This window comes from Halalkalibacter sp. APA_J-10(15) (assembly GCF_023017105.1).
Lineage (GTDB): Bacteria > Bacillota > Bacilli > Bacillales > Bacillaceae_D > Halalkalibacter.
This window is the reverse complement of the sequence record NZ_JALKEV010000109.1, coordinates 1-240: the sequence shown is the minus strand read 5'-3', so window position 1 is coordinate 240 and position 240 is coordinate 1. Positions and strand designations below refer to the sequence as shown.

Sequence of the window (240 nt, the reverse complement as noted above, 5' to 3'; positions counted from 1 at the left end):
AGAAAATCTGTTCGAACACATCACTTTCACGGAATCGACGGGCATAGTTCTTCCCGAACGTAGAGAAGTGGGGGATCTTATCATCAAAACCAAAACCTAAAAACCAACGATAAGCGACGTTTGTTTCGATTTCTTTGATCGTTTGGCGCATAGAGCGAATGCCGAATATGTATTGAATGAACACCATTTTTACTAACACGACAGGATCAATACTAGGACGACCTTTATCAGAAGAGTACA

The 240-nt window shown here is 40.8% G+C and carries 1 protein-coding gene; it reads right to left on the bottom strand.

Features of this window, described 5'->3' with window-relative positions; genetic code table 11:
• Positions 1–240, bottom strand: a 240-nt coding sequence (locus MW695_RS22475; RefSeq protein ID WP_247107634.1) for a transposase, incomplete at both ends; no start/stop codon positions are given.